This is a genomic window from Rhodopseudomonas sp. BR0M22, assembly GCF_010907035.1.
In the GTDB taxonomy this organism is placed as follows: Bacteria; Pseudomonadota; Alphaproteobacteria; order Rhizobiales; family Xanthobacteraceae; genus Rhodopseudomonas.
Map to the genome: position 1 here is coordinate 1 of NZ_QUMK01000086.1, position 20,036 is coordinate 20,036.

Consider the following 20,036-nt stretch of genomic DNA (forward strand, 5'->3'; position numbering starts at 1 on the left):
GTCGTCGGCGGGGTCGGTGGGGTATAAGAGACGGCATTGGGAGCGCCTGCAGGAAGCCGACGACGCGACACGCGCGGCGTTCAACAGCCTGTCGGGATTGGTCGACATCTCCGCCATGATGGTGGAGATCTCCGAAGACGACCGCGAAGCTTTGGCAAAGACGGCCGACGACAAGGTCACCGGCTGGCTCATGGCCCTGAACAGCTGGCGGATCGCCCACGCCCCCTCGCCCCGCACCATTGAATGGGGCCCGCCAACGCCGCCGGCCCCGCCGCCCAAGAAGCAGCACAAGATCGGCCGCAACGAGCCGTGCCCGTGCGGCTCGGGCAAGAAGTACAAGCGCTGCTGCGGGATGAACTGAAGCGCCGGCGGCCGCCGGACGATGCATTCGCCCGGCAGCCTGCGTCGTCAGCTCAGAACGTCATCCGCAAATTGGCGCGGACGCCGTGGTCGGCGATGCTGGACCCGACCTGTCCGGAGTAGTTGACGCTGAGCGCCGTGCTCGGATTGAGGGCAGTGCCGAGGCCAGCTTCGAACACGGCGGCATCCTTCGCCAGCGGAATGCCCGACACCGTGAAGGCGTTACCGGTTGCGAACGCATTGGTGGCTGTCGAGATCACGTTATTGATGGTGTGCCGCCAGCCGATCATGCCGTTCGCGGTTACGGCAGTGGTGCCGAGCGTAAGCGCCCCGTTGGCACGCAGGCCGAATGTCGAGAATGTCGCATCGACGCTATCGCCAGCGCTGCGGAGTGCCGCCGCCCCACCCCGCTCGGTGAAGCCGGACGTGTCGAGGTTGACGTAGGCAAGGCCCGCGAACGGTTGCAGCGCGGAGCTGCCGAGGTCCACCGTGTAGCTGATGTCTCCATAGACCTGCGTGTACGGGTGTTGTGGTCAGCCGTCAGCCGGTCCGAGAAGTCGGTCAGCGCCACGGTGCGGCTCGACGACAGATTATGCCAGGCGTGATTGGCGCCGAAGCTGACCGCCAGCGCGTTCCAGGCACTTCCGCCATAGACGCCGACGTTGTAGCTGTCGCCCGTCACCGAGTCGAAAGGCCAAAGCGTCAAAGCGCGGATCAGTGCAGCTTCTAAGCGTTCGCGTGCTTCAAGATCGCCTTCAACAGACCTGGAAACCGTGCGTTGATGTCCGCCTCGCGCACCACGTTGCGATGCTCGACGCCTTTCTTCGTGGTCTGGATCAGGCCGGCATCGCGCAGCACGCGAAAATGGTTCGACAGCGTCGACTTCGGGATGTCGGGACACGGCGCAGCCGCCGTGCACGACAGGCAGTCGCCCTCCTGCAGCAGCGACCTGACGATCTGCAGCCGCATCGGATCGGCCAGCGCTGCGAGCACGCCGGCCAGCGTGATGTCGTCGCGCGCGGGATGAACGAACTGCACCATGGAAAAAATATAAGGCGCCCCTTGATCTGGTTCAATAGTCCCATATTTCCGAACTATTGAACGAACATCTCCCAATCAGGACCGAACGATCATGATCAAGACTCTGCAAGGCAAGGTGGCGCTGGTGACCGGCGCGTCGAAGGGCATCGGCGCCGCGATCGCGCTGAAGCTGGCGGCCGAGGGCGCCGCAATCGCGGTGAACTACGCCTCCAGCAAGGACGGTGCCGACAAGGTTGTGAAGCAGATCGAATCCGCCGGTGGCAAGGCCGTCGCCGTGCACGGCGACCTCGCCCAGCCGGCCGACGCCGAGAAGCTCGTCGCCGAGACGGTGAAGGCGCTCGGCAAGATCGACGTGCTGGTCAACAATGCCGGCGTCTACGAATTCGCCCCGCTCGGCTCGATCACACCCGAACACTTCCATCGCCAGTTCGACATCAACGTGCTCGGCCTGTTGCTGGTGACGCAGGCCGCCGTGGCGCAGTTCAACGACGGCGGCAGCATCGTGAATATCTCCTCCGGCGCCTCGACGCTGGCGATGCCGGGCTCGTCGGTCTACGGCGCCACCAAGGCCTCGGTTGATTTGATCAGCGCCATTCACGCCAAGGAACTTGCGCCGCGCAAGATCCGCGTCAACGCGGTCAATCCAGGCATGGTGGTTACCGAAGGCGTCAAGACCGCCGGATTCCACGAAGGCGACATGCGCAAGCAGATCGAAGCTATCACCCCGCTCGGCCGCGTCGGCGAAGCGGAGGAGATTGCGGCCGTCGTCGCCTTCCTCGCGTCCAAAGGATCATCCTACGTCACCGGCGAAACGCTGCACGTGACCGGCGGACTGAAGTAACCGCCGCGCGGCTCCACGCCCCTCTCCAAAGTCCGCTCCGGCGCCATCGTCGGGGTGGATGCGGCTCGCACATACCCCTCATGCTTCAGATTCGGTGCGCACGAGCGCAACGAAATCCGACTTCGGCCGTTATGGCGCACCGGCCGTATTGGAAAGCGCCGGAGAGGAGAACTGAATTTGAAGAAACTCGTCCTGGGAGTCGCCGCAGCCACCCTGCTCGGTCTGGGAGCGCTTGCCACGCCCGCCGCCGCAGCGGCGCCCGCGCCGTCGCAGACCGCCGCTCCGCTGACCGATGTTTCGGCCCAGCGCTACGTCGTCCGCAAGCGGGTGATCCGCCGCGGTCCGCACTGCACCGTCCGCAAGGTGGTGACTCGCGGCCATCACGGCCGTCGCGTGGTTCGCACCACCCGCGTCTGCCGCTAAGTCCAGGATGCCGCTGACGGCGGCTTCAAATCACGGAGAAGGCGGACGCTCGAATCCGCCCTCTCCGCTTTCGCGATATGTCACCCGCAGAAGCCTGCACACTTGGCTTCGGACTGGCCGAAGCGGCGGCCTTCACTATCGGTCGAACCCGTCGCCCATCCGGCCTTCGTCGTCGACCGGCTCGTAGTCCCGAGTCGGGGGCTGGCGACGCACCGTGCGCAGCGGCTCCTGCTGCGACTTGGGCGGATTGAACACCACATAGCACGCCGGACTCAGCCGCGACCCGGCCTGACGCAGGCAGGTTTCGACACGCGAAGCGTCGGGAATGAACTGGCCGCAGAGGCGGAAAGCATCGGGCGTGCAGGCCTCGCGCTGCGCGGCCGTGCCCTGCTCCTGAGCGACGGCAGAGCCGCCAGCGGCGACGGTGAACGCGAACACGGCGGCGGATAGTCGTGAGGTCATGGTCGATCTCCGTTTGATCGACCAAGTGCGAGGCCTGCGAACTCGTTCCGCCGGCGGCGTTCACAGATTGTGGAGAGAGCGCATCGAGCCGCCGGAGGCGGCAGTGCTGGTTTCGTGGCCGCTCGAAAAGCGGCCGATCAGGTCATGCTGCCGACGACGACGAGACGCTTGACCTGGCCGCGTTTGAACGCCTGCAGGAAGGCATTGTAATCCTTGAACGACACGCAGCCGTTGGAGTCGCCGCGCGGCCCAAGCATGTAAGTGTGGGCGAGCAGACCCGTGCGGCCGTAGATTACATCCTCGCCGCCGACCGGATTGAGACGGATCGCGGCAACGCCGTGGAACAGCTTTTCGCGCATCTTCAGATCGTAGATGTGCGGCGGGGTTGCACCCTGCATCTTGACGTTGACGTGACGGGGGTCGTCCATCCGGGCGCCGAGGCCGGAATGCGCCTCGAGCTTGGATCCGTCCGGCATGTACACGACCTTGGCGCTGATGTCGTAGACTGCGGTGTAGCGATCCTCGTCGGAGGGATTGAAGGCGCTGTCGCGAACCTGACCGACGTCGAGATCGCTGGTGTCGGCCGACGCATAGGCCAGAGCCGGGCTGTCGACCTTGCCGAACAGCTTTTCGAAGAAGCTCGACTTGTGGTTCTGCGCCGCCATCAGGATCGCCGATTTGGCGCGGGCGACCAGAGCTTCGTGGCTGTAGGGATTGCGCGACGGATTGCGCGGCGTGACGGCGGCGACCGACTTGGTGCGCTGCGGCGGCAGCGGCACGTTCATCGCTTCCTTCACCGGCGACGGCGGCGGCGCGACGCCGACCTTGGCGTCGTCCTCGGTCTGGGCGGCCACCGGTGTATTTTGCACCGGCTGTTTGAACCTGTCGGGCTGGAATCCGAACGAATAGGAAGGATCGAGCAGAGCGTAATAGCGATGACCGGTCTTGGCGGGCTCGGAGGCCTCCACGCTGGCGGTGACCGGAACGTCGGCCGGATCGGCGGAGGCGACCTGGACGCCCTTCTCTTCCTGGCGCTTGAAAGCGGACTTCAGCGCCAACGAAGCCATCAACTGCGGCGCCGCTTCGGCAGCAGCAGCAAGCGGTTCGAAACGGGCGGAGAACGAGGTGCGCTCGATCGACGAACGAGTGCTCTGATCGTCACGCCACGAGCCGACGGTCGGATAGATGCTGGCGCCGACGGTGTTGGCATAAACCGTCCAGACGCAACCGATCACCGGCAGCGCGATTCCGATCGCGCCGAGCGATTTCCGAAACCCCATGTAGCGGGCCCCACGTTGGTTGGACGGCCTTCGCCGTCCCGTGCCGACTGTCATTTCGCTCGCTTCCCGACTTTTCCCCATCGGTCCGCGGCGAACCAAGATACCGCATACAGATGTGGCAGAACAGAGGAGCGCGATTAAGGCGGGTTTTAGTTAAATGCAGTTTAAGCCGGCTCAAATGGAACCATGCGTGGCTATGGTTAACGCTTCGTTAGCGCCACCACTTCCATAAATTATTTCATCTGATCAGACGGTTAAGAAAAAACGGAACTCTCCGCGAGCCGTGCGCACCACAAAAATCGGGGCCTCGGGCGCGCGTCTCCGGGATACTACGGACCCGCGCGCTTCGAAGATCCAGCGCGCTGCGGCGCTTCAGCGCAGGCCGCTCCCGACTCACCGGCCATGGCATACCGATTGCTTCCAGCCTGGGTTCCTACGTTTTGAGGCCCAGAATGTCAGCTTCCTTCGATCGTTATGTCAGCTTCCAACACTGCGACTGGGAGGGTCGCTCCGAGCGGGTGATGCAGCGGCTGCAACGCCACGTCGACGCCGCGGAGAATCCGTTCTGGGCGTATTTCGCCCAGAAGCGCGCAGAACTGCGTGACAAGCAGGGGCTCGACGATTTGCGCATCCTGCACAATTACCTGCCGACGTTGCGCGAACTGCTGGAAGACAACGGCGATCTCGAAACCCTCCAGATGCTGGAAGATCTCGAGGCCAACCTGATGTGATTGGCTACGCTCCGCGGCCCGCCGCGGTGAGGAAGTCGAAGTCGCAGCCATCGTCCGCCTGCAGCACCGCATCGTGAAACAGCTGCGCGTAGCCGCGTCCCGGACGGGTCGCAGCGGTCACCGGCAGCGCCGCGCGGCGGCGGATCAGCTCGGCTTCGTCGACCAGCAGGTCGATCCGGCGCGCCGCGACGTCGAGGGCGATGCGGTCGCCGGTCTGCACCAGCGCCAGCGGTCCGCCCTCGGCGCTTTCCGGCGTGATGTGCAGCACGATGGTGCCGAACGCGGTGCCGCTCATCCGCGCGTCCGAGATCCGCACCATATCCTTCACCCCTGCCCGCGCCAGCTTCAGCGGGATCGGCAGATAGCCCGCCTCCGGCATCCCAGGCGCGCCCTTCGGTCCGGCATTGCGCAGCACCAGCACGTCGTCGGCGGCAACGTCGAGATCGGGATCGTCGATCCGCCGCGCCATGTCCTCCAGCGTCTCGAACACCACCGCGCGGCCGGTGTGCTGCAGCAGCCCGGGCGACGCGGCGGCGTGTTTGATCAGCGCGCCGCGCGGCGCCAGGTTGCCGTGCAGCACCGCGAGACCGCCCTCGCCGCGGATCGGATTGTCGCGCGAGCGGATCACATCCTGCCCCGGGACGTCCTCCGCCTGCGCCACGACCTCACGCAGCATCGCGCCGGTCACGGTGCTGGCGTCGAGCTCGATCAGATCGCCGAGCTGAGCCATCAGCTTCGGCACACCGCCGGCGTGATGAAAATGCTCCATGTAGTGCGCGCCGGACGGCTTCAGATCGACCAGCACCGGCACCTTGCGGCCGATCGCATCGAACGCGTCGAGATCGATGCGGTGCGGCACGCGGCCGGCGATCGCGGTGAGATGGATCAGCCCGTTGGTCGAACCGCCGATCGCCTGCAGCACCACCTGGGCGTTGCGGAACGCGGCCGGCGTCAGGATTTCGCTCGGTCGCGGCCCCTTGGCCTTGGCCATCGCAGCGGCGACACGGCCGCTGGCCTCTGCCGAGCGGAACCGCTCGGCATGCGGCGCCGGAATCGTCGCGCTCATCGGCAGCGACAGCCCCATCGCCTCGATCATGCAGGCCATCGTCGAAGCCGTGCCCATCACCATGCAGGTGCCGACCGACGGCGCAAGCCTGCCGTTCACCGCCTCGATCTCGGCATCGTCGATCTCGCCGGCGCGATACTTCGCCCACAGCCGCCGGCAGTCGGTGCAAGCGCCCAGCACCTCGCCCTTGTGATGTCCGACCACCATCGGCCCGACCGGGATCACCACGGTCGGCAGATCGGCCGACACCGCCGCCATCACCTGCGCCGGCAGCGTCTTGTCGCAGCCGCCGATCACCACCACCGCGTCCATCGGCTGGGCCCGGATCATCTCCTCGGTGTCCATCGCCATCAGGTTGCGTAAGTACATCGAGGTCGGATGCGCAAAGCTCTCGGCAATCGAGATGGTCGGAAACACCATGGGCATCGCGCCTGCCAGCATCACGCCGCGCTTCACCGCCTCGATGATCTGAGGCGCGTTGCCGTGGCAGGGATTGTAGTCGCTGTGGGTGTTGGTGATGCCGACGATCGGCCGGTCGAGCGCGTCGTCCGAATAGCCCATCGCCTTGATGAAGGCCTTGCGCAGAAACAGCGAGAGGCCGGCGTCGCCGTATGCAGTCAGTCCCTTGCGTAGCCCGTCGGCCATTCTGTCGTCCTGTGCCCGTTTCGGCTCAGTTACGAACTGCCGCATTTCGTTTTCAATCGGCATGCACTCAGGCCGAAGCGACCCTATGCCAAGTGACGCAGAGTCTGACGGGTGGGAACGCCCTGCCTGACGCAATTGCGGCCGCTCTGCTTGGCCGTATACAGCGCATTGTCGGCGATTTCGATCAGCGTGTGCGGCAGCATCTTCGTTCCGGAAACGGCGACGCCGACACCGATGCTCACCGTCGGTCGCTCGTCCAATTTTGGCAGACCGGAGAGATCCATCATCTCGACCGCACGCCGGATGCGCTCGGCCATCATCAGTGCATTGGCCGCATCCACCACGGGCAAGACCGCGGCGAACTCCTCCCCGCCGTAACGCGCGACAAAATCGCCGCTCCTGCTCGCGACGCTTCTAATCGCTGTCGCCACCAGTTTCAGGCACTGATCGCCGATCAAATGCCCGTATGTATCGTTGAACCGTTTGAAGTGATCGACGTCGATCAAAAGAAGGGCCAGCGCGGTGTCGCCGCTCGCCTGACACTTCAGACAACGCTCCAGCTTGCTGTCGAAATCCCGCCGGTTACCAACGCCCGTCAGACCGTCCGTGAGCGCGAATGCAGAAAGCTGCGTGTTGAGGGACGCGAGATTGGTGTTGTAGTGAGTCACCTGCGTCAGCAATCGACGCCGGTCGTAGTCGTTCTTCAGCATTTTCCGACGCAGCGCGACCAGCTCCATGACGAAGCTGATCTGGTACAGCCAATAGAGCGTGCAGAACGGGATGGCGACTGCGATCCCGAACACCGTCGTCGCGATTCCGACCAGCCCCAGAACGATGGTGATATGGAGAATGACGACGGATGGCATCGCATAAGCGCGCGCACTGGCGCCCTGAACCGGCGCGCAGATCAACGCAAAAACCGCAAGCAGCGGCAACCCTTGAGTCGTGAAGATCAGGATCGACAGGCTGGAGCCCCAGCCGAGCGCCGCAATGAAGCTCATGATCGCGAACAGGCGAATCCAGTTCGAGACCCGCGCGTCCGGGCCGCGCATGCGAAAGCGTCGGTTCAGAAGCAGCCGCAGTAACAAGGTCGGCCCGACGACGGCGACCGCGGCAAATGACGCCAACGAATTGTGCGAATACCAATTGTAACACGCGGTGATCGTGATCGCCGTGGCCGTCAGGGCGTGTGCGAAAGGACTGAACAGCCCTTCCAGCATCTCCCACGCCTGCTCTTCCGTCGTGTAATCGGAACCGATCAAGCCGGCAGTCGACGACATCACGCGGCGCGCGGCGGCAATGCGGCTGTGAAGATAATCGACCATCATACCGAAGCCCGCCGCATCGTTCCCGAATTCGCTCGCACGATCGACCGGGACAATGGCGAGAATTTCTAAACGGCCGTAGAACCCGATTTTATCCGTTGCCGCTATTCTGAATCAAACATTAAGCCAAATACGACAAATCGCTCCATCGCTTGGCGACGCCGGCTTCGCTCACCGAACCGATCTCATCGCGGCCACGAAAACAGCCTCGCGAGAAGGCAAATTGACCGTCGGTCGGCGCGTCAGGCAATCATTGCCGCGACGCAGAGCGCGACGAACACCGCAATTCCTCCGAATCCGATCGAGAGAAACTGCTTTCGATGCTCATTGGTGACCAACGAGGACATGAAGTGCCTCTGCTGCGAGCGGCCAAGAACCGCATCGGCCCGCGCCCATGATTCACGCGACTGACGCGACGTTTCTAGCTGCCGCGTAACGCAGCGCCTACTCGGTCGATTACCGGCGCGACCGCGCCTGTCCAGCTTGCCAAGGCGTACAAATACAAAGCGCCGGAACGAACGAGCGTTCCGGCGCTGAAGTTGTTGGGGAAAGGACTTGTCCGGCGTTATGCGGCGTTGAAGCCGGCGATCGCCTTGACCTCGAGATATTCTTCGAATCCGAACTTGCCCCATTCGCGGCCGTTGCCCGACTGCTTGTAGCCGCCGAACGGCGCGGTGCGTTCGTTCGGCACGCCCTGCAGGTTGACGTTGCCGGCGCGGATCTTGCGGCCCACCGCGCGGGCGCGATCGACCGAGCCGGCCGAGACGTAGCCGGCCAGTCCATAGGGCGTGTCGTTGGCGAGCTCGACCGCTTCGTTCTCGTCCTTGGCGCCCATGATCACCAGCACCGGGCCGAAGATCTCCTCGCGCGCGATGGTCATGTCCTTGGTGACGTCGGCGAACACCGTCGGGCGCACATAGAAGCCCTTGTTGACGCCTTCCGGCAGACCGGGGCCGCCCGCGACCAGGGTGGCGCCCTCTTCGATACCCTTGTTGATCAGCGCCTGGATTTTGTCCCACTGGGTGCGGTTGACCACCGGGCCGATGGTGGTGCCTTCGCCGCGCGGATCGCCCGCCTTGGTCTTCTCGGCGACGCCCTTGGCGATCGCCGCGACCTCCTTCATCTTCGACAGCGGCACGATCATCCGGCTCGGCGCGTTGCACGACTGGCCGGAGTTGTTGAACATGTGCATCACGCCGCCGGTCACCGCCTTGGTCAGGTCGGCGTCCTCGAGGATGACGTTCGGCGACTTGCCGCCGAGTTCCTGGCTGACGCGCTTCACCGTCGGCGCCGCGCGCTGGGCGACGTCGATGCCGGCGCGGGTCGAGCCGGTGAACGAGATCATGTCGATGTCCGGATGCTCGCTCATCGCCGCGCCGACCTCCGGACCGAGGCCGTTGACGAGGTTGAACACGCCCTTCGGCACACCCGCTTCGTGCAGGATCTCGGCGAAGATCAAAGCCGAGGTCGGGGTGAATTCGCTCGGCTTCAGCACCATGGTGCAGCCGGCCGCGATCGCCGGCGCGACCTTGCAGGCGATCTGATTGAGCGGCCAGTTCCACGGCGTGATCATGCCGATCACACCGATCGGCTCGCGCACGATCATCGCCGAGCCCATCGGCTCCTCGAACTGATAGGTCTTCAGCACGTCGAGGGTCGACATGATGTGACCGAGGCCGGCGCCGGCCTGCATCTTCTCCGCCATCGGCAGCGGTGCGCCCATCTCGTCGGAGACCGCAGCGCCGATGTCCTTCATCCGGCTCTTGTAGACCGCGATGATCTTCTCGAGCAGCGCGACGCGCTCCTCGCGGCTGGTCACCGAGAACGTCTCGAACGCGCGCTTGGCGGCCGCAACGGCCTTGTCGACGTCGGCCTTGGAGCCGAGCGCAACCTCATACATCGCCTCTTCGGTGGCGGGATTGACGACCGGCGTCGACTTCTTGACGACGGGATCGACCCAGGCGCCATCGATGTAGAACTGCATGCGGTTGACCATCGGAACCTCTTGCTTAATCGCGGGTGGTTGGTGGTGAATTGCTCGGGATCGGCGCCGTCGCGCAAGGCCATCGCCTCTGCACGAACGGCCCGGATGAGGACCACCGCCATATGCGGGAACGGCATATAAAATCACTGGCGCGAGCGTAGCAAGGCGTCCGCGCACAATTGCGCGTGTGCGCAGTGCAGCGAGCACGACCTTCTACCATTTGGCGGAAATTTCGAGAATCCTGCTGCGACGCAGCATCAACCGGCCTTCGCCAGCTCCGCCGGACGCGCCGACTTGCCCTCGGTCAGGTCGCGATAATGCCCGATCGGTTGCGGCCGACCGATCAGATAGCCCTGCACTTCATCGCAGCCGGCGCGCGCCAGAAAAGCGAGCTGTTTCTCGGTCTCGACGCCCTCGGCGATCACCGGCAGTTTCAACGTGCGCGCCAAGCTGAGGATCGCTTCGACGATCGCAGCCGATTCCGGATTGGTCTCCAGCTTGCGGGTGAAGGCCTGATCGATCTTGATCTTGTCGAAGGGAAACGACTGCAGATACGACAGCGACGAATAGCCGGCGCCAAAATCATCCATCGCGACGCGCACGCCGAGATTCTTGATCTTGCGCAGGATCGCGATCGCGCCGGCGAAATCATCGATCAGCACACCTTCGGTGATCTCGATCTCGAGACGCGACGCCTCCAGCCCGGTCTCCAGCAGTATCTGCAGGATCAGTGCGGGCACGTCGAAACGGCGGAAGTCGAGCGGCGAGAAGTTGACGGCGATGGCCAGCGGCTTCGACCATGACGCCGCTTCGGCGCAGACGCTGCGCAGCACCCATTCGTCGATCGGGCCGATCTGCCCGGTTTCTTCCGCCAGCGGCACGAACAGCGCCGGCGACACCATGCCGCGCTCGGGATGGCGCCAGCGCAGCAACGCCTCGAAGCCGACGATCTGGCCGGCGGTGTCGGCCTGCGGCTGGTAGTGGATTTCGAACTCCTTCCGCTCCAGCGCGACCGCAAGATCTCGCTGAAGCGCGCGCTTCTCGCGGATCTGCAGATCCATCGCCGGCTCGAACAGGCATACCGTGCCGCGCTGCTCGATCTTGGCGCGGTAGAGCGCGACGTCGGCATGAGCGACCAGTTGATCGGGATCGTCGCCGTCGCGTGGATAGACGCTGACGCCGGCGGTTGCGCCGATGCGGATGCGATGACCTTCGATATTCAACTCGCTGTCGCACAGTTGCTGCAGTTGCCGGCAGACTTCCTGGATCGCCCCCTCCGCGCCATCGGGCGGGGTGACGATCGAGAACTCGTCACCGCCCGGGCGCGCCAGGAAGCCCCAGTGGCAAACCTCGGCCAGGCGGCGAGCCATCTCGGCCAGCACCGCGTCGCCGACGGTCTGTCCGAACACGTCGTTGATCTCCTTGAAGCGATCGATGCCGAGCCTGATCACCGCGAAGCTGGCATTGCCGCTTCGTGCCAAACCGAGGTTCTCGACGATCCGCTCGTTGAACGCGGCGCGGTTCGGCAGGCCGGTGGCGATGTCGTGCAGCGCCAGATAGGCGAAGCGCTGCTCAGCCTGCTGACGATCCGTGATGTCCTCGTGCCTGGACAGCCAGCCGCCGTTGGGCAGCCCTTGCACGCTGATCTTGATGTGCCGGCCACCCCGCAACTCGACCACGATATGGGCGGGGCCTCCGCTCATCGCCGCAAGTTTCAGTTCCTCGAGCTGACTCGAGGCCAACAGCTCGTTACCGGACGCGCGGACAGTATCCCGAACCTCGCCGAGCTTCTGTCCGACCGCCAATTGTCCGGGCGGAATGCCGTAGATGTTCAGAAAACCTTCGTTCCAGAGCTGCAGCCGGCCACCGGCATCAAACAAAGTGAGGCCGAACGAATCGTCGTTCAAAAGCGCATCAACGACCACGTTGCGGTCGCTCGGCGTCACGCTGTCACTGCGGCGGGTGATCGAACTCAGCAACATCGCGATCGACGTGAACGCCATCATCGCGGCGGCAGCCGTCAGCCCAAGAGCAACGATCCCCGTCGCCGACACATCGCCAACAGTGAACAGAAGCAGCGCGGCGGCTGCGCTCCCACTCGCTGCAATAGAGCAACCGGTCAGAACGCCCCAGGCCCGGCGCCCCCCTCTGTCGGCGATCCTCATGCCGCGCAGTCCAACAAACGTGGTTACGAGGCAGAACAGGCAAAGCGTGGCGGAAAGAGCGGCCACCGGCCACCAGACATGAGCGTCGAGTGCAGAGAGATCTTGGGTCATGCGTCTTTCAGAACTGCTGTCGCTTCGCAGTCTGACGTCGCAGCTTTGCGCATTGATTAAAGCGACCACAGAATTACCGGCCGCCGAGACGGCCGACCACCTAAATCAACCCAGTAATCAGCAATCATTGAATATAATTACGTGTATCCGACCAATCACACCAACGAAGAGTCGAATACATCGGTGATCGGACGATGCGCGCTTACGGGCTGGGATACGGCTCCGCCGGCATTGCGACCTGCTTGCGGCGCAGCCGCTCGCGATGCGCCGTGTAGATGCCGCTGCCGATGATCACCGCGGCGCCGGCGAAGGTCCACAGGTCCGGCACCTCGCCGAACACGCCGAAACCGAGCACCGTCACCCAGACCAATTGGCTGTAAGTAAATGGCGCCAGCACCGAGGCGTCCGCGTAGCGATAGGCCAGAACGACCACCCACTGCCCCATGGTCGAGGCCAGACCGACCAAGAGGCCGATGCCGATATCGTGCCAGCTCGGCGTCACCCAGACGAACGGCACCGCCACACTCAAAGCGATGAAGCCGACCAGCGCGGAAAACGACATCGTGACGATGGCGCGATCGGCGCCGCTGATCATCCGGGTCAGAGTCAGCGTCAGGGCCCAGCCCAGCGCCGACAGGATCGGAAGCACGACCGCCGGATTGAACGCCGCCGACCCCGGCCGGATCACGATCAGCACACCGATCAGGCCGACCAGCGTCGCGACCCAACGCCGGATGCCGACATGTTCGCTGAGCAGCGGGATCGACAGCGCGGTGACGAACAGCGGTGCCACGAACGATGTGGCCGAGGCCTCCGCGATGGGGAGGAACTGCAGGCCGGTGATGAACAGCACCGAGGACGCCACCAGCGCCAGGGCTCGCAGCACCTGCAATTTCGGACGCACCGAGCGCAGCGGCGATTCCTTGGAGGCGAGCGCCACCGGAATCATGATCAGCAGAAAAACCAGAAACCGGATCCAGCCGATCTCGATCGGCGGCAACGTCCGGCCGAGATACTTCGCCAATGTGTCGGAACAGGCCAGAAACACCGTCGAGCCGATGATCAGCGCGATGCCGCGCAGCGGATGATCGGCGTGGCGATGAGTGAGCCGGCGCACGGCGTCGTTGCTTGGCGAAGTGACGGTCAAGGTCCGAGCCGTTTCGAAAAGAGATGCTGGGGGATCGCAGCGGACGAGACACGTCCGCGCGACGCAGTCCCAATCAACTAACAATCCGACAAAACGATGTTCGCCGCGCCGGCACAAGTGCGGAAATTGCGGTTCGGTCATGCGGCGCCTCGCCCCGCCGCCGCCCCTCACAGCATCGGCAGGCTGGCCGGCTCAGGCCCCAGCGGACAGGCCTGATCGATCGCAGCGATCTCGTCCTCGCCGAGCCGCAGCACCATCGCCGCAGCGTTGTCGGCGGCATGGAGCGGGTTGCCGGCTTTCGGGATCGCGAACACCGAACGCCGACGGGTCAGAAACGCGAGCGCGACCTGGCGGGGCGTCGCGCCATGATGATCGGCGATCCGTTGCAGCCGCCGCCCGGCTTCGCTGCGCGGCGATGGAAACTCGTCGTGCCCGAACGGCGAATAGGCGGTCACCGCTACGCCGTGCGCTTCGCACCACGGGATCACCGCATGCTCGATCGCGCGCTCGTGCAGGTGATACAGCACCTGATTGCAGGCGATCTTGCCGTCGCCAGCGAGCCGGTGGAGTTCGCGCAGATCGCCCGCGTCGAAATTGCTGACACCCCAGGACAGGATCTTGCCGGCGGCGACCAGCTCTTCGAACGCGGCAACGGTCTCGGCGAGCTGATAGTGCCCGCGCCAATGCAGCAGATAACAGTCCAGCCGGTCGGTGCCGAGCCGCGCCAGCGACCGCTCGCAAGCCGCGATGGTGCCGCGGCGCGAGGCATTACTCGGTAACACTTTCGAAACCAAGAATACCTCGTCGCGGCGGCCGGCGATCGCCTCGGCGACCAGCGGCTCGGCGTCGCCATACATCTCGGCGGTGTCGATATGCGTCAGGCCGAGATCGAGGCCGCGCCGCAGCGCGGCGATCGCCGTCGCGCGGTCACCCCGGTCGATATACCAGGTGCCCTGCCCGATCGGCGCGAGGTTCGGCCCCATCCGGCCGAATCTGCGCATGTCCCCAGTCACCATCCACTCCCATCACGATCACGCCGTGCTGGCCATCATCGGCCGCGGCGCGGCGCCTTGGCCCGGCTTCAGCCGGAATTCGTAAGTCATCAAATGCCACGGTCCCGACGCCGCACGGCCATCGGGCAACACCGGATCCTCGCGCAATTCCACGTTCGAGATCAGCTCGTCCTTGACCCCGAATACCACATCGGATTCGAGATATTTATCACCTTCGACGAAGACATGTGTGACCAGCGGCTCGAAGCCGGGAGCGCTGATCAGAAAATGGACATGCGCCGGCCGCATCGGGTGCCGCCGCGCCGCAAGGATGAGGTCGCCGACCGGACCATCGATCGGGATCGGATAGCTGCACGGCAATATGGTGTGGAACGAGAACCTGCCGTCGGCGTCGGTGGTGAACCGCGCCCGCAGCGACGGCCCGTTCTCGGCGTAGCCGGGCTTCTGGGAGTCGTAGAAGCCGTCGTCGTCGGCGTGCCAGACGTCGACCGCCGCCTGTGCGATCGGTGCCCCGTCGAGATCGGTGACGCGGGCCGCGACATACATCTGCTCGCCTTCGACGCCGCCGGAAATATCGGCGCCGTGCGGCACCTGTTTGTGCTCGCCGACGTAGAACGGCCCGAGCACCGTGGTCTGCGTCGCGCCGGCGCGGTCGCGGTGATTGACGGCATCGACCAGCATCGACACCCCGAGCACATCCGACAGCAGGATGAATTCCTGCCGGCTCGGGGTGCATTTCTGCCCGGTCCGGGTCAGAAAATCGATCGCCTTCTCCCATTCCTCGAAGGTCAGGCCGGTGCGGCGGACGTAATCGTGCAGCGAGCGCACCAGCTCGCGCATCAGCAGCTTCATGCGCGGATCGGGGGTTTCGTCGAAGCTCTTGACGACCGCCTCGGTGAGGTCGGTCTCGTCGAATTGAGGCATGTCCCGCTCAGATGTCGTTGGAGAGGCGGCGACGGTACACCATGCTTCCCGCCATGGTAAGCGCGGACGCGGAAGTCCGCTATGCGCGAGAGGCGAAACGCCAGCACCTCCTCGCCGCGCCGATAGAACGCCTGGCGATTTTCCGATATCATAGGCGCTCGAGCGAGCCGACACGAATCCGGGGCCGTCAACCGGACGGTCCGCGACAGTTCAGGAGCGAAACGATGCCGAGCCAGACCGCCTCCGCCCAATCCGCAACGCCGGCGACCGGCTCGGCGACGAGCGTCGGGATGTCCGAGACCGCGCTGCGCCGGATCGACGATCATCTGCAGCGGCTCTATGTCGATCCCGGCAAGCTGCCCGGCACCCAGACGCTGGTGTATCGGCGCGGCCAGATCGTCTACCACTCGTCGCTCGGCTTCGCCGATGTCGAACGCAAGGTCGCGGTGCGCGACGACACCATCTTCCGCATCTATTCGATGACCAAGCCGATCACCTCGGTGGCGCTGATGATGCTGTTCGAGGAAGGCCGGGTCCAGCTCGACGACCCGGTGGCGAAGTACATTCCGCAATGGGCGGGTCTCGGCGTGTTCCAGGCCGGCATTCCGCCCTATTTCCTGACCAAGCCGCCGGCGCGGCCGATGCAGGTGGTCGACCTGCTGCGCCACACCTCCGGCCTGACTTACGGCTTCCAGAACCGCACCAACATCGACGCCGCCTATCGCGAGAAGGGCATCGGCGCATTCGAAAAAGCAGGCACGCTGGAGTCCTGGATCGCCGACCTCGCCCAGATCCCGCTGGAATTCTCGCCCGGAGACGCCTGGAATTACTCGGTATCGACCGACATCGTCGGCTACATCGTGCAGAAGATCAGCGGCATGCCGTTCGAGCAATTCGTCAAGCAGCGCATTCTCGATCCGCTCGGCATGACCGACACCGATTTCTACGTGCCGCCCGCGAAAGCGCAGCGGCTCGCCGCCTGCTACACCGCCGACGGCAAGGGCGGCATGACGCTGTCGGACGATCCGCAGACCTCGAGCTTCCTGAGCCCGCCGGCGCTGATCTCCGGCGGCGGCGGACTGGTGTCGACCACCGCCGATTATCTCACCTTCTGCCGCGCACTTCTGAATGGCGGCGAACTCGGCGGCGTCCGGCTGCTCGGGCCGAAGACGCTGAAGCTGATGACCAGCAATCATTTGCCCGGCAACCGCGACCTCACCCAGATGTCGCTGTCGATGTTCTCCGAAGCCACCAATGCCGGCATCGGCTTCGGGCTCGGCTTCGCCGTCAACATGAACCCGGCGCTGACGCTGTTGCCGGGCTCGGCCGGCGAATTCTATTGGGGCGGCGCGGCCTCGACCGCGTTCTGGATCGATCCGGCCGAAGAGCTGATCACGATCTTCATGACCCAGCTCATCCCCTCAAGCGCCTATCCGATCCGCCGCGAACTGCGTACCCTGGTGTACAGCGCGATCACGGAAAGCAATCTGTAAGGCTTGAGATCGTCATTCCGGGGCGCTCGCGCGGCGAGCGAACCCGGAATGACCGGCGGCAGCCGCGATGCGCGGGCTCTTAAATCTTCCGATCCCGCCCCTGCCAGAACGGATCCCGCACCGCGCGGCGCAGCAGCTTGCCGACCGGGCTCTTCGGCACCTCGTCGATGAACCGCACCTGCTTCGGCACCTTGTAGCTCGCCACCTTGTCCCGGGCGAAGGCGATCAGTTCGGCCTCCTCGGCACTGGCGCCGGCGCGCAGTGCCACGAAGGCCGCGCCGCTCTCGCCCCATTTGTCGTCGGGCAGCCCGACCACCACCACCTCGCGCACCGCAGGATGCGCCGCCAGCGCGTCCTCGACCTCGCGCGGATAGACGTTGTAGCCGCCCGACACGATCATGTCCGAGGTGCGGTCGACCAGATACAGATAGCCGTCGGCGTCGAACCGGCCGACGTCGCGGGTGCGCAGCCAGCCGTCGGGCAGAAACATCTGCGCGTTCAATTCCGGCGCGTTGTAATAGCCCTTCATTGCGAACGGCGTGCGCAGCGCGATCTCGCCGGCCTCGCCCGGCGCGACCTCCTCGCCGGCCTCATCCACCAGCTTGACCTCGCAGTCGATCGACGGCCGGCCGCAGGAGCCGAGCCGCTGCTCGGCGTTCGGCCCGACGTGATCCGCTTTCGTCAGATGGGTGATGAAGATCGGCGCTTCGGACTGGCCGTAATATTGCGCGAACCGCGGGCCCCACAGCTTCAGCGCGCGCTGCATCACCGGCCGCGGCATCGGCGAGGCCCCGTAGATGATGCTCTTGACGCTGGAGAAGTCGGCCTGCTCGATCCCCGGATGATCGAGCAGCATGCCGATCATGGTCGGCACCAAATTGAGCGCAGTCGGCTTCCAGCGCTCGACCGCGTCGAGATAGCTCGCCGGCGTGAACCCCGGCAGCACCGCGGCGACGCCGCCGCGCAGCCAATACGGCACGATGAAGCAGCCCGAGGCGTGGATCATCGAGGCGGCGTGCAGCATCACGTCGCCCTCGCCGACCTCCATGTTGATCAGCACGTTGGTGGCCATCGCCGCCCAGCTCGCCTGGGTGTGCTCGACCGCCTTGAGCTTGCCGGTGGTGCCGGAGGTGAAGATGGTGATGACGATGTCGTCCGGCTCGTAGCGCCGCGCCGGCGGCGCTTCGGACTGCGCCTTGGCGAGCTGCAGCAGATCGTCCGCATCCGCGCTGCCGATGCTGATCAGCTTGAGGCCCTGCATTACTTGCGCCAGCTCGCGCGCCCGCTCGGTGAGATCGGTGCCGTGGATCAGGATATCGACGCCGGCGCCTTCGAGCATCTGCTGCTGTTCGACCAGCGACAGCCGGGAATTCAACGGCACCCGCGACAGCCGCGATTTGACGAAGCCGAAGTCGATCGGCAGCGTGTAGATCGAATTGTTCAGCAGCATCCCGACCCGGCTGCCGACATCGAGCTTGAAGGTGTCGATGAAGACGTTGGCGATGCGGTTCGACAGCAGATCGACCTCGGTGAAGGTCATGCGCTGATCGCCGAACATCACCGCCGTCTTCGGCCCGTGATACACCGCGCCGCGCCGGATCATCTCGGATGCCAGCATCGTGGTCCCTCCCTGTCTGTACCCGCCGCTTGGGTGCAGCGTGGCTGTTAGGTCTTCGTCCTCTCAACGAGTCATTCCGGGGCGCTCACGAAGTGAGCGAACCCGGAATCTCGCCGCCACAACTTCGGGATTCCGGGTTCGCGCTCCGCGCGCCCCGGAATGACCGCCTGCGGCGGTCACTTCCCCGGCCACACCGGCTTGCGCTTCTCGGCAAACGCCTTCAGGCCTTCCTTGGCGTCTTCGGTCATCGCCAACAGGGCGATCTGGCTTTCGGTGTAGGCGATGCTCTCGTCGAACGACATCGATGAAATCGCACGCATTGCGTATTTGCCGCGGCGGATTGCCGTGGGCGATTTGTCGGTCAGCCGCTTCGCCAGCCACTCGACCTTGGCGTCGAGCTCGGCCGCCGGCACGGCGTAGTTGAGGAGGCCAGCCGCCAGCGCCGCTTGCGTATCGAACGGCTCGCCGGTCAGCGCCCATTCGGCGATCAGCCGCCGGGGCGCGATGTCCTGCAGCAGGCTCATCACCTGCATCGGGAACACGCCGACCTTCACCTCCGGCAGCCCGAACACGACGTTGTCGGCCGCGACCGCCATGTCGGTCATGCACAACAGCCCCATGCCGCCGGCCATGCAGCTGCCGTTGACGCGGGCGATCGACGGCTTGGTCGCGTTCTGCGCCAATCGCAACAGATCGGCGTAGTCGACATTCGGCTTGGAGAAATCGAACGAGAACGCCGCCCCGGTCGACTGCAGATCGGCGCCGGCGCAGAACGCCTTGTCGCCGGCGCCCGTGAGCACGATCACCCGCACCTCGGCGTCGTCGTGCGCCTGCTTCCAGCCGCTTGTGATGCCCTCGACCACGCCGGCATTAATGGCGTTGCGTTTGTCGGGACGGTTGATGGTGATCCACAGCGCGCTTTCGCGCTTCTCGATGATCACGGCGTCGTTGTTCATGTCAAATACCCTTCGTCTTCGTCATTGCGAGGAGCGGAGCGACGAAGCAATCCAGCTCCGTGCACTGCGCTCTGGATTGCTTCGCTTCGCTCGCAATGACGGGGATAATCAGTGCTCCAGAACTCTACGTCGCCGCTTCGATCTCGGCGACGATGCGGCCGGCGGTGACCTGCTCGCCTTCGGTGACATCGATCGTGATGATGCCAGAGCCAGGCGCCGTGTGCACGTGCTCCATCTTCATCGCTTCCAGCGTCAGCACCGGTTGGCCGGCCTCGACGCGGTCGCCGGCTTTGACCAGCACCGCGACGACGCGGCCGTTGAGCGCGGCGCGCAGCTTGCCGTCGCCGCCGCCACGGGCCGCGCTTTGCGGCGCCGCCCGGGTCAGGTCGACGATGCTGTTCTGCACACCCAGCCGCTGCACGAACAACCGGTCGCCGTCGCGGTGGAACAC

General features: G+C 64.9%; 19 protein-coding genes and 1 pseudogene. 5 read left to right on the top strand and 15 right to left on the bottom strand.

Annotated elements, in window-relative coordinates; all coding sequences use genetic code 11:
* On the top strand, positions 1-361 hold a 361-nt coding region (locus DY468_RS24680; RefSeq protein ID WP_205512612.1), incomplete at its 5' end, for an SEC-C metal-binding domain-containing protein.
* Between the two features lie 52 nt (positions 362-413).
* On the opposite strand, the gene DY468_RS24955 is transcribed toward DY468_RS24680, so the two are convergent.
* From DY468_RS24955 to DY468_RS22020, 3 genes and pseudogenes are all read right to left on the bottom strand, one after another.
* Positions 414-848: an autotransporter outer membrane beta-barrel domain-containing protein gene (locus DY468_RS24955; RefSeq protein ID WP_349644320.1), complete on the bottom strand. Its 435-nt coding sequence runs from the start codon at positions 846-848 to the stop codon at positions 414-416.
* 89 nt (positions 849-937) lie between these two features.
* Positions 938-1,042 (bottom strand): annotated as a pseudogene (locus DY468_RS24960) (autotransporter outer membrane beta-barrel domain-containing protein); the annotation flags it as partial.
* Between the two features lie 44 nt (positions 1,043-1,086).
* Complete coding sequence (locus tag DY468_RS22020) at positions 1,087-1,401, bottom strand: ArsR/SmtB family transcription factor (protein ID WP_164607371.1); 315 nt, start codon at positions 1,399-1,401, stop codon at positions 1,087-1,089.
* A gap of 91 nt (positions 1,402-1,492) precedes the next feature.
* On the opposite strand from DY468_RS22020, the gene DY468_RS22025 reads away from it, so the two are divergent.
* Positions 1,493-2,242, top strand: coding sequence for an SDR family NAD(P)-dependent oxidoreductase (locus tag DY468_RS22025; RefSeq protein WP_164607373.1), 750 nt, complete (start codon positions 1,493-1,495; stop codon positions 2,240-2,242).
* Between the two features lie 177 nt (positions 2,243-2,419).
* Positions 2,420-2,665, top strand: coding sequence for a hypothetical protein (locus tag DY468_RS22030; RefSeq protein ID WP_164607375.1), 246 nt, complete (start codon positions 2,420-2,422; stop codon positions 2,663-2,665).
* A 135-nt stretch (positions 2,666-2,800) separates the two neighbouring features.
* On the opposite strand, the gene DY468_RS22035 is transcribed toward DY468_RS22030, so the two are convergent.
* Both DY468_RS22035 and DY468_RS22040 read right to left on the bottom strand, forming a co-directional pair.
* On the bottom strand, positions 2,801-3,127 hold the full coding sequence (locus DY468_RS22035; RefSeq protein ID WP_164607377.1) for a hypothetical protein: 327 nt from the start codon (positions 3,125-3,127) through the stop codon (positions 2,801-2,803).
* A gap of 137 nt (positions 3,128-3,264) precedes the next feature.
* Entirely contained in the window at positions 3,265-4,407 is a 1,143-nt protein-coding gene (locus DY468_RS22040) for a DUF2778 domain-containing protein (RefSeq protein WP_246701086.1), read from the bottom strand.
* Between the two features lie 452 nt (positions 4,408-4,859).
* On the opposite strand from DY468_RS22040, the gene cowN reads away from it, so the two are divergent.
* Complete coding sequence (cowN, locus tag DY468_RS22045; RefSeq protein ID WP_164607381.1) at positions 4,860-5,138, top strand: N(2)-fixation sustaining protein CowN; 279 nt, start codon at positions 4,860-4,862, stop codon at positions 5,136-5,138.
* Positions 5,139-5,142: 4 nt separating this feature from the next.
* On the opposite strand, the gene DY468_RS22050 is transcribed toward cowN, so the two are convergent.
* The 7 genes from DY468_RS22050 to DY468_RS22080 form a co-directional block, all read right to left on the bottom strand.
* Positions 5,143-6,849 (bottom strand): IlvD/Edd family dehydratase, encoded by a 1,707-nt coding sequence (locus DY468_RS22050; RefSeq protein ID WP_164607384.1) that lies wholly within the window; start codon positions 6,847-6,849, stop codon positions 5,143-5,145.
* An 83-nt stretch (positions 6,850-6,932) separates the two neighbouring features.
* The gene (locus DY468_RS22055) at positions 6,933-8,174 is read right to left on the bottom strand and encodes a GGDEF domain-containing protein (RefSeq protein ID WP_164607386.1); all 1,242 of its coding nucleotides are present in this window, start codon (positions 8,172-8,174) and stop codon (positions 6,933-6,935) included.
* Between the two features lie 565 nt (positions 8,175-8,739).
* Positions 8,740-10,170, bottom strand: coding sequence for an aldehyde dehydrogenase family protein (locus DY468_RS22060; RefSeq protein ID WP_164607388.1), 1,431 nt, complete (start codon positions 10,168-10,170; stop codon positions 8,740-8,742).
* A 245-nt stretch (positions 10,171-10,415) separates the two neighbouring features.
* Positions 10,416-12,164 carry a putative bifunctional diguanylate cyclase/phosphodiesterase gene (locus tag DY468_RS22065; protein WP_246701087.1) on the bottom strand — a complete coding sequence of 583 codons (1,749 nt, stop codon included), beginning with the start codon at positions 12,162-12,164 and terminating at the stop codon, positions 10,416-10,418.
* Between the two features lie 472 nt (positions 12,165-12,636).
* On the bottom strand, positions 12,637-13,581 hold the full coding sequence (locus DY468_RS22070; RefSeq protein WP_164607392.1) for a DMT family transporter: 945 nt from the start codon (positions 13,579-13,581) through the stop codon (positions 12,637-12,639).
* A 167-nt stretch (positions 13,582-13,748) separates the two neighbouring features.
* Positions 13,749-14,582: an aldo/keto reductase gene (locus tag DY468_RS22075; protein WP_205512614.1), complete on the bottom strand. Its 834-nt coding sequence runs from the start codon at positions 14,580-14,582 to the stop codon at positions 13,749-13,751.
* A gap of 30 nt (positions 14,583-14,612) precedes the next feature.
* Positions 14,613-15,518: an intradiol ring-cleavage dioxygenase gene (locus DY468_RS22080; protein ID WP_164607396.1), complete on the bottom strand. Its 906-nt coding sequence runs from the start codon at positions 15,516-15,518 to the stop codon at positions 14,613-14,615.
* Positions 15,519-15,742: 224 nt separating this feature from the next.
* Between DY468_RS22080 and DY468_RS22085 the strand changes: the two genes are divergently transcribed.
* Complete coding sequence (locus DY468_RS22085; RefSeq protein ID WP_164607397.1) at positions 15,743-17,011, top strand: serine hydrolase domain-containing protein; 1,269 nt, start codon at positions 15,743-15,745, stop codon at positions 17,009-17,011.
* Between the two features lie 79 nt (positions 17,012-17,090).
* On the opposite strand, the gene DY468_RS22090 is transcribed toward DY468_RS22085, so the two are convergent.
* The 3 genes from DY468_RS22090 to DY468_RS22100 form a co-directional block, all read right to left on the bottom strand.
* The gene (locus DY468_RS22090; RefSeq protein WP_164607399.1) at positions 17,091-18,629 is read right to left on the bottom strand and encodes a class I adenylate-forming enzyme family protein; all 1,539 of its coding nucleotides are present in this window, start codon (positions 18,627-18,629) and stop codon (positions 17,091-17,093) included.
* A gap of 176 nt (positions 18,630-18,805) precedes the next feature.
* Positions 18,806-19,585 (bottom strand): enoyl-CoA hydratase/isomerase family protein, encoded by a 780-nt coding sequence (locus DY468_RS22095; RefSeq protein WP_164607401.1) that lies wholly within the window; start codon positions 19,583-19,585, stop codon positions 18,806-18,808.
* Between the two features lie 124 nt (positions 19,586-19,709).
* On the bottom strand, positions 19,710-20,036 hold a 327-nt coding region (locus tag DY468_RS22100; RefSeq protein ID WP_164607403.1), incomplete at its 5' end, for an acyl-CoA carboxylase biotin carboxyl carrier protein subunit.